7 protein-coding genes, 8 tRNA genes and 1 rRNA gene are annotated in these 8,566 nt (G+C 48.6%); all 16 read right to left on the reverse strand.

Features of this window, described 5'->3' with window-relative positions; genetic code table 11:
- Positions 1-111: 111 nt before the first annotated feature.
- Entirely contained in the window at positions 112-1,341 is a 1,230-nt protein-coding gene (locus AC0LWN_RS31430) for an acyltransferase (protein WP_474672344.1), read from the reverse strand.
- A gap of 310 nt (positions 1,342-1,651) precedes the next feature.
- A complete protein-coding gene (locus tag AC0LWN_RS31435; protein WP_474672346.1) occupies positions 1,652-2,164 on the reverse strand; it encodes an acyltransferase in 513 nt (170 codons plus the stop codon).
- Entirely contained in the window at positions 2,161-2,814 is a 654-nt protein-coding gene (gene ppaX, locus AC0LWN_RS31440) for a pyrophosphatase PpaX (protein ID WP_474672348.1), read from the reverse strand. Before ppaX ends, AC0LWN_RS31435 begins: the two co-directional genes overlap by 4 nt.
- Positions 2,815-2,822: 8 nt before the next feature.
- Positions 2,823-3,866: a prolipoprotein diacylglyceryl transferase gene (gene lgt / locus AC0LWN_RS31445; RefSeq protein ID WP_474672350.1), complete on the reverse strand. Its 1,044-nt coding sequence runs from the start codon at positions 3,864-3,866 to the stop codon at positions 2,823-2,825.
- Positions 3,867-3,878: 12 nt separating this feature from the next.
- Positions 3,879-4,817, reverse strand: a complete 939-nt coding sequence (hprK, locus tag AC0LWN_RS31450; protein WP_028531056.1) for an HPr(Ser) kinase/phosphatase — start codon at positions 4,815-4,817, stop codon at positions 3,879-3,881.
- 225 nt (positions 4,818-5,042) lie between these two features.
- Positions 5,043-6,164: an ABC transporter ATP-binding protein gene (locus tag AC0LWN_RS31455; protein WP_474672355.1), complete on the reverse strand. Its 1,122-nt coding sequence runs from the start codon at positions 6,162-6,164 to the stop codon at positions 5,043-5,045.
- Between the two features lie 108 nt (positions 6,165-6,272).
- Positions 6,273-7,367: a PucR family transcriptional regulator gene (locus AC0LWN_RS31460; RefSeq protein ID WP_474672356.1), complete on the reverse strand. Its 1,095-nt coding sequence runs from the start codon at positions 7,365-7,367 to the stop codon at positions 6,273-6,275.
- 155 nt (positions 7,368-7,522) lie between these two features.
- Positions 7,523-7,595 (reverse strand) — tRNA-Lys (locus tag AC0LWN_RS31465).
- A gap of 7 nt (positions 7,596-7,602) precedes the next feature.
- Positions 7,603-7,688, reverse strand: a tRNA-Tyr gene (locus tag AC0LWN_RS31470).
- Between the two features lie 5 nt (positions 7,689-7,693).
- Positions 7,694-7,769: transfer RNA gene (locus tag AC0LWN_RS31475), tRNA-Phe, on the reverse strand.
- Positions 7,770-7,902: 133 nt separating this feature from the next.
- Positions 7,903-7,980, reverse strand: a tRNA-Asp gene (locus tag AC0LWN_RS31480).
- A 14-nt stretch (positions 7,981-7,994) separates the two neighbouring features.
- Positions 7,995-8,070, reverse strand: a tRNA-Thr gene (locus AC0LWN_RS31485).
- A 33-nt stretch (positions 8,071-8,103) separates the two neighbouring features.
- Positions 8,104-8,179: transfer RNA gene (locus tag AC0LWN_RS31490), tRNA-Val, on the reverse strand.
- Positions 8,180-8,186: 7 nt separating this feature from the next.
- Positions 8,187-8,263, reverse strand: a tRNA-Met gene (locus AC0LWN_RS31495).
- Between the two features lie 31 nt (positions 8,264-8,294).
- Positions 8,295-8,386 (reverse strand) — tRNA-Ser (locus AC0LWN_RS31500).
- 80 nt (positions 8,387-8,466) lie between these two features.
- Positions 8,467-8,566 (reverse strand): 23S ribosomal RNA (locus AC0LWN_RS31505); the annotation flags it as partial.

Consider the following 8,566-nt stretch of genomic DNA (forward strand, 5'->3'; position numbering starts at 1 on the left):
AAAGGCGAACGCGTTCGCTCCTTCAGTTCCAAACTTCCCCTCCGCACTTCTACCCTTTTTATGTTTTTTTAAGTTCAACCTATCTAATACTCCATTCTCACGTTGCCTGTATTAACCTTTATAAACCCCCTGCTCCTGCCTTTCCTCGCGAGCCTGTCTGCCGCCTCCCCCGGATGTATGGCCGGTCTTCCCCTTCACCGGAGAGCTAAGCGAGCGTGGAATGCTGCCGAAAACAATCCATGACTGACGAAAACGGCGGAACGCAAACTGCGTGATCATCCAGCTCCCGCCCAGCGCGGCCAGCAGCCCTCCGTATATCCAAAACACATATAGCAAGGAATCTGTCCGGAGTATACCCGGAAATTCGCGATACACCGCCAGCAGCAGGGGATGGACCAGATAAATCGCAAATGACAGCTCACCCAGCCGGGTTAAAATAACTACAATTCTCCGGGGCGCACTACGGTAGATGACAAAAGCCGCATACAGCAGCACAAGCGCCGAGAACATCGTATGCACATTCCATAGCAGTTCATACCATAGCGAGTCTATCCAAATACCAAAATGGCGGGCTTTATACCAGAGCTGAACATGCGCAAAGGCTGCCGCTAACCATATTGCAATCAGCAACACTGTAAACCGTCTGTGCTTATCCGACAGCTCACTCCAGGGCTTTATCAGCCAAGGCTTGATCTGCTCATAATGAATAGCAATCCAGGCGCCCATCAAATAATAAGCCAAGTAGGAAATCGCCAAGCTGCCTTTTTCTATGAAATGTAGCTGATATTTATTCCAGAGAACAAATCCCCACTGCAGCGCCAGCCCAAGCGGAAATGCCCACCTTACCCAGACACGGAAGCTTTGCAGCAGCTTCAGCAGCAGCGGAAACAGCAGGTAGAACTGGATGCTGATATATACAAAATACAAATGCGCATAAGCCGAACCCGAGAATAAAGCCCCCATGAAGCTAGACAGATTCTCCCCCGGATGCAGCGTCAACTGGCCGTTCGCATACAAGGTCAGCCCATAGTAGCCTATCGAAGCCAGCAAATAAGGCAGCAAAATATACTTCAGTCTGCGCCTGTAGAAGCTTCCAATTAGGCTGCGGGTAACCGGACGGCTGTAATAGTTATAGAAGAGCACGAAGCTGCTGAGAAAAATAAAAGATGGCGTACCGAATTTAAAAAAGATGTTGATCCAATTTAGCCAGTAATAATAAGGCGAAGCTAGTGCCTGCTCTCCAGCCGCAAACGATGAAGAATGTACATGCAGTACGCCGAGAATCGCCAGGGCGCGGTAAATATCAAGCTGGGGCAGTCTGTCCTGTTTGGCAACATTCACTGTAGGCTTCCTCTTCTCTGCTATGATCGTTCATAGAGACGCTAAGCGGAAATCGGGTGAAGCTGTACATATCAGGAAGTCTGTCTTGGCTGCCGGAATACAATCTGATATTTGCCGACATTGTCTTACGCAGGCTCACGCCTATTATCTAGTATATAGCTTCCTTCCCCTTGCTGAATACTTAAAACTTACTGAGAACTCACCTAATACCTGAAGCCCCGGAACCCAAGCCATGTTTTCAAAAAAAACCCCCGCAGCTCCTGCGCCAATGCGCGCAATATGTAACTGCAGGGTAAGCACATGCTGATCATTATTGTTCCATATGTCCTTCATTTTCCACTGAAGACGGACGCAGCTCCCGCAGCGGGTTGCCCCCGACAAAGGAACCGGCCGCCACATCCTTATGCACTACAGAGCCGGCTGCTACAACTGCCCCATCTCCTATCGTCACACCGGGGAGAATCGTAGTATTGGCGCCGATCAGCACATTTTCACCAATAACTACTTCGCCAAGCCGATACTCTTTGATCAGGTATTCATGGGCGAGAATCGTCGTGTTGTAACCGATCACAGAATTTTCACCGACCGTAATCTTCTCCGGAAAAAACACATCGACCATCGCCATCAGTCCAAATGCCGTATGCTTCCCAACCTTCATGCCAAGGACCCGGCGGTAAATCCAGTTCTTCAGCGGCAGGATCGGACAATAACGGGCAATCTGAATAAAAATAAAATTGCGTACACCCTTCCACGGGCTGACCGTACGGTAAATGTACCAGAGCGAGTTATGCCCTTCCACCGGATAACGGGTTACTTTTCTCACGGCTTATTCGTCCCTTGCTCCACAATCTCATACAAATCCATCATATCGTGGATGATATAGTCCGGCTCATATTTACGGAGTGTTTCTTCGCCTTTAAGCGACCATGCAACTGCTGCCACACGCACACCGGCTGCTTTGGCCGATTGAATATCAACGATACTGTCACCGACCATCAACGTTTTATCAGGATCAACGCCTAAATTACGGATCGCCGTTAGAACCGGCTCCGGGTGAGGCTTCGGCTGAACTACATCATTTACTGTTACAATCGTCTCCATATATTTCAGCAGATCGAACATCTCCAGCGCCCTGACCGTTGTCGGGCGGATCTTAGTCGTCACAATACCCAGTCTGATCCCGCGACGCAACAGTTCCTCCATCGTCTCATTCACATGGGGAAAAGAAGCGATCAGCTCATCATGATGCGCATAATTGTAGGAGCGGTAGGACTGCTCAAGTACGCTGGTATCCTCAAGACCGGAGAACGCAATCATCTGCTGCTGGAGCGTTGTCCCCATATGGGGAATAATCTGCTCCCGGGTTAACGGGGGCAGATTATTCTCCTGCAGTGCATGCATGAACGAGCGGATAATCAGCTCATTGGTATTCACAATTGTTCCATCAAGATCAAACAGCACACATTCTATCATTAGTTCTGCTACTCCTTCGGTACTTCATCCTGGGTCTTCTCCGGCTCTGGCTGTCTAACCTGAGGGGCAGTATTTGGAGCAACCTGCGGCGTATTTGCCGCACTTTCCGGAACTACAGAGTCCGTAGCCACAGCTTTAGTGCTAACAATAGGATCGGAATAATGAGCCTTAGATTGACCGGTCACCCGGCGGATGACGATCAACAGAATAGCGGCTAAGATCAGTAGCAATGCAAGCAGCTGCGAACTGCGAACATTGCCATAAGCCGGATCGAGATAACCTTGCTCAAAGCCCAGCCATTTCATCGGACTCCATAATCCGTTCAGGAACGAGGCCAATCCGCCGCTTCCCTTAAAGGCCAGACTGTCTGTACGCAGCGCTTCAATGAAAAATCGGCCGATGGAATACCAGATGAAATAGGATAGGAATATTTCACCCGAACGGACAAACTTCTGGCGGCGCAGGACCATGAGCAGCAGAATGCCCAAGAGGCTCCAGAGTGATTCATACAGGAAAGTTGGATGATGAAAGGCATCTCCTATATACATCTGGTTCACAATGAAATCAGGGAGATGTAGCTTGTTACGCAGGAATGATTCCTCGACAACGCCGCCGTAGGCCTCCTGGTTAACAAAGTTCCCCCAGCGTCCAATCATCTGTCCTGCGAGCAATCCAGGTGCGCAAATATCAGCAATCCGCCAGAACGAATATCCTTTGTAACGGAAATAGATAATCCCGCAAATAATCGCCCCGATTAGAGCGCCATAGATGGCAATCCCGCCGTTCCAGATCTTGAATACATCTATGAAGTTATCTTTATAATCTTCCCATTTAAAAGCTACAAAATAAATCCGCGCGCCAATAATAGCGGACGGTACGCCAAGCAGCAGCATATCCATGAAGAATTCCTGCGGAATGTTGAAGCGTTTACCCTCTTGGATCGCCAGAAATAATCCGGCCAGTGCGCCAACACCGAGAATTAAGCCATACCAATGCACCGGCAATGACCCGATGGAGAAGACAATCGGATTAATGGCTAATGAAAAAAACATGTTCTCACACTCCTAGTCTAAATCATCCATGTCTTCAGATATGGTAGCAGTAAGCTTATTGGTAAACTGCAAAGCTGCGTTGAAGCCCATCTGCTTCAAGCGGTAGTTCATCGCCGCAACCTCAATAATTACTGCAAGGTTACGTCCAGGTCGTACAGGAATCGTTACAAGCGGCACATCCGTATCAATAATCCGCGTTGTTTCCTCGTCCAGTCCAAGCCGGTCATATTGCTTGTCCTGCTGCCAGGCCTCCAGTCTTACCACCAGCGTAATCCGCTTATGATTACGGATAGCCCCTGCACCAAACAGCGTCATTACATTAATGATCCCGACACCGCGGATTTCCAGCAGGTGGCGGATCAGCTCCGGTGCAGTACCATGCAGCTGATTATCCGAGGTCTGACGGATTTCCACCGCATCATCGGCAATCAAACGGTGTCCGCGTTTCACAAGCTCAAGCGCAGTTTCACTTTTACCGATACCGCTGCTGCCTGTAATCAGCATACCTACGCCGTACACATCACAAAGAACGCCGTGAATTGTCGCTGTAGGCGCTAGCCGTCCTTCCAGAAAACTGGTCAATCTGCTGGAAAATATCGTCGTAGCCATCGAGCTGCGCAGCACAGGCAGCCCTTTTTCGTTGCTTATATCAATAAGCTCCTGTGGCACCTCCAATGCTCTCGTAATAACGATACACGGTGTATTATCATTACAGATCCCGCGAATCCGGCTCTTGCGCTCTCCGTCCGGAAGCATGGAGAAAAAAGCCAGCTCGGTTTTGCCCAGCAGTTGAACACGCTCTTCCGGATAATATTCGAAATAACCGGCCATTTCCAGCCCGGGGCGATTCAGGTCATCCACTGTAATCGGCCGTTTCAAGCCCTCATGTCCGGAAACAACCTCTAATTGAAAATGCTGTACCAATTCCGATACCTTTACCTTCTTAGCCATGTGTGTCCGTCCTTTCGTAACCTGCGGTTTATCCGCTTGCCCGCATTTGGTTAACAACTATTTCCATCCCAGCTGCAGGTAATTCTCCTGCTATCTTAATGGATAACGCCTATGAATGCAATCTTAATACCCGCTCTTTGTCCAGTATGTACACCGAAACAATTAATTTATTTTACTAAAAAAGCCGCCTTTTCAGGCGGCTTTCTTCAATCAAATCTTGCGATCTTATCCGAGCAGAACATTAAGTTCGGATTCTTTATCGAAGATGTGAATTTTATTCATATCAATAGCCAATTTTGGCTTGCTGCCTTCACGGGTAGTAGAACGTCCGTCTACACGGGCAATTACAGTGCTATTGCCAACGCCGCTCAAGTAGAGGAGCATTTCATGACCCAGGTTTTCAGTAACATCAACCATTGAAGTGAAGATTGTGTTCGGCGAAGCTTCCAGGAATACTGGCTCTTCGTGAATATCTTCTGGACGAAGTCCCATTACTACTTCTTTGCCGATGTAGCCTTTGTTGCGCAGCAGTGTTGCTTTGCCGCCTGGAACTTCAACATCAAGGTTATCTGCGCGGAAGCGTACGGCGCCGCCAACTTCAGTCAGGGTACCATTGATAAAGTTCATTGTAGGGGAACCGATAAATCCGGCTACGAACAGGTTAGTTGGCTCATTGTATAGCTCTTCAGGAGAAGCGGCTTGTTGAATGATACCATCATACATAACTACGATACGGTCACCCATCGTCATAGCTTCTGTCTGGTCATGTGTTACATAGATACAAGTGGTTTCAAGACGTTTAACCAGTTTAGTGATTTCAGCGCGCATTTGACCACGGAGTTTAGCATCCAAGTTGGACAGAGGTTCGTCCATCAGGAAGACTTGCGGATCACGGACGATAGCGCGGCCCAGAGCGACACGTTGGCGTTGACCACCGGACAATGCTTTAGGCTTGCGGTCAAGCAAGTGCTCGATGTCGAGAATCTTTGCAGCTTCGCGAACTTTTTTGTCGATTTCTTCTTTTTTCACTTTACGCAGTTTCAAACCAAACGCCATGTTTTGGTATACGCTCATGTGCGGATACAGGGCGTAGGATTGGAATACCATCGCGATATCGCGGTCTTTAGGAGCTACGTCGTTGACTACACGGTCACCAATGTACATTTTACCTTCAGAGATTTCTTCCAGACCGGCGATCATGCGCAGGGTTGTGGATTTACCGCAACCGGAAGGTCCAACCAGTACCAAGAATTCCTTATCTTTAATATCAAGATTGATATCGATTACTGTCGCTTTATCGGAACCCGGGTATTTTTTGAAAATGTGCTCTAAACGTACGCCTGCCATTGTATTTCCCCCTCGAGTCAATTATTGGATTAAAAATAAATCGCTTTCTTATACATTTATCTTACCCCAGAGATGCCATGCTGGCTATTTGTAACGTTCACAAAAAACCTATTTTCTTTTCGTCACTTTATACAATAACATGGCTAACTTCACAATTGCGGCATCTCCGAAGCTCCGAACGTCCGCTCCTGTCTCCTGTTTGATCTTATCCAGCCTGTACAGCAGCGTATTTCGGTGAATATACAGCTTTTTGGCCGTCTCACTGACATTGCAGTCCATCTCAAAAAATGTCTCCAGCGTCATGAGCATCTCTTTATCCGCCAGCACTGAAGTATAGTCCCCGATCTGCGCAAGCAGTTGTCTGCGGCGATCATCCGGTATACTGTTAACCAGACGCTCCATATGGAGTTCCCAAGGCAAATGAATGTAGTCTCCCACCTGGAAAACCCGGCCCAGAATAATCGTTTCCCGCAGCAGAGCCACCGAGCCTGTTAAGCCCTTCACAGGAACGATTGCCGGCGCTACCGCCAGATGGAATACGCCCACCCACTCGCTGGCAATCAGTTCATGCAGTCCCATGCAGGTCTGCGCCAGCAGATCATCAGCACTCTCTTCCTCATCTTCCTTATCATCCCCCCCGGTGAGCAGCTCCTTGCGGGCCAAAATTAACCATTCTTTCTCCTGCAGGGGGATTAGCAGAATTTCATTCTCAAAATAACTACGCAGCAGCTTCATTAGAGAACGGTACGTTACCTGTGGATTATGGACATTTTCGCTGACCAGCAGGAAAGGAATCATTTCCCCGACCAGTCGGCCCTTTAAAGTTATTTCATCAGGGATTTCCGCATCATTCTTCTCCTGCTCCAATTGCGCATTCAGCCAAGTGCTAAGTTGACGAGCCTCAATTTCCCCTTCTTCCTTCAGTCCTGTCGCTTTGAGGGCAACGGCGAAATTTCGCGCTGCGTAATCGACTAAATGCACCTCCATTGAAGACAAGCCTTCTATCTCCAACCAGACTGCCGTTATCCGTCCATCATTTTCATACAAAGGCACCCACAGATGCCCCTCGTGGAACACCGGCTGTTCCTGTTCTTCCACTCCTATGCCAAAAAGGGAAGCTGAATGCTGCCTCCCAAGCTGTTTGATTCCGGTTCTCTTTCCGGTGAGCTGTTCCAATTTTTTACGTAAAAACTCACTATCCATTGTCACCATACTCCACCACTTTTGCTCTTTTTGCCTATTCTATCATATTTCTCGGCAATATGCGTCTTGCGCTCCCTGAGGCATTAACGGTGACTTCTGCAAATGAAGAAAAGCAAAAAAGCCACCACCCGAAGGTGATGACTTTCTGATTGGAATGAGCCATGAAGGACTCGAACCTTCGACACCCTGATTAAAAGTCAGGTGCTCTACCAACTGAGCTAATGGCTCATAAAACTGGTGGAGGCTGATGGATTCGAACCACCGAACACGTACGTGAGCAGATTTACAGTCTGATGCGTTTGGCCACTTCGCTAAGCCTCCATATATGGTGGCGCGGGAGGGAATCGAACCCCCGACACAAGGATTTTCAGTCCTTTGCTCTACCGACTGAGCTACCGAGCCATAAAAACAAACATTAAAAATGGCGGAACCGACGGGATACTCTTCGCTTCGCTACGAGATTGCGATGTATTGCTAACGAAGCTTATGCTCCAACGAACCCAAAATGGATTCTCATCCCTGAAGCAATAAAAAATGGCGGAACCGACGGGATTCGAACCCGCGATCTCCTGCGTGACAGGCAGGCATGTTAGGCCAACTACACCACGGTTCCGCATTTTGTAAAAATGGTGCCGGCGAGAGGACTTGAACCCCCAACCTACTGATTACAAGTCAGTTGCTCTACCAATTGAGCTACACCGGCACAGTGTAAAAAAGTAATCCTAGAAAATACATATGGTGGAGGCTGAGGGGTTCGAACCCCCGACCCTCTGCTTGTAAGGCAGATGCTCTCCCAGCTGAGCTAAGCCTCCGTATGTATGGTAGCGGCAGAGGGGATCGAACCCCCGACCTCACGGGTATGAACCGTACGCTCTAGCCAGCTGAGCTACGCCGCCACATTAATAAGGAAATACATTGGATTTGGAATGGCGGAGAGAGAGGGATTCGAACCCTCGCACCGCTTACGCAGTCTAACCCCTTAGCAGAGGGTCCCCTTATAGCCACTTGGGTATCTCTCCAATAGATCTAGCCATGTAAATCCACACAGGAACTTGATTCCTGAAAACTGAATCCGAAACGAAATCTGCGTTATAGTTGTTTGGATAAGCCCTCGACCGATTAGTATTGGTCAGCTCCACACGTTACCGTGCTTCCACCTCCAACCTATCTACCTCGTCGTCTTCAAGGGGTCTTACATG

The organism is Paenibacillus sp. sgz302115, from assembly GCF_056120445.1.

Bases quoted from the DNA above. Each gene is read 5' to 3' on its own strand.
- ppaX (WP_474672348.1), bottom strand. From the start codon at position 2,814: ATGATAGAATGTGTGCTGTTTGATCTTGATGGAACAATTGTGAATACC.
- lgt (WP_474672350.1), bottom strand. From the start codon at position 3,866: ATGTTTTTTTCATTAGCCATTAATCCGATTGTCTTCTCCATCGGGTCA.
- hprK (WP_028531056.1), bottom strand. From the start codon at position 4,817: ATGGCTAAGAAGGTAAAGGTATCGGAATTGGTACAGCATTTTCAATTA.
- AC0LWN_RS31455 (WP_474672355.1), bottom strand. From the start codon at position 6,164: ATGGCAGGCGTACGTTTAGAGCACATTTTCAAAAAATACCCGGGTTCC.
- AC0LWN_RS31460 (WP_474672356.1), bottom strand. From the start codon at position 7,367: ATGGATAGTGAGTTTTTACGTAAAAAATTGGAACAGCTCACCGGAAAG.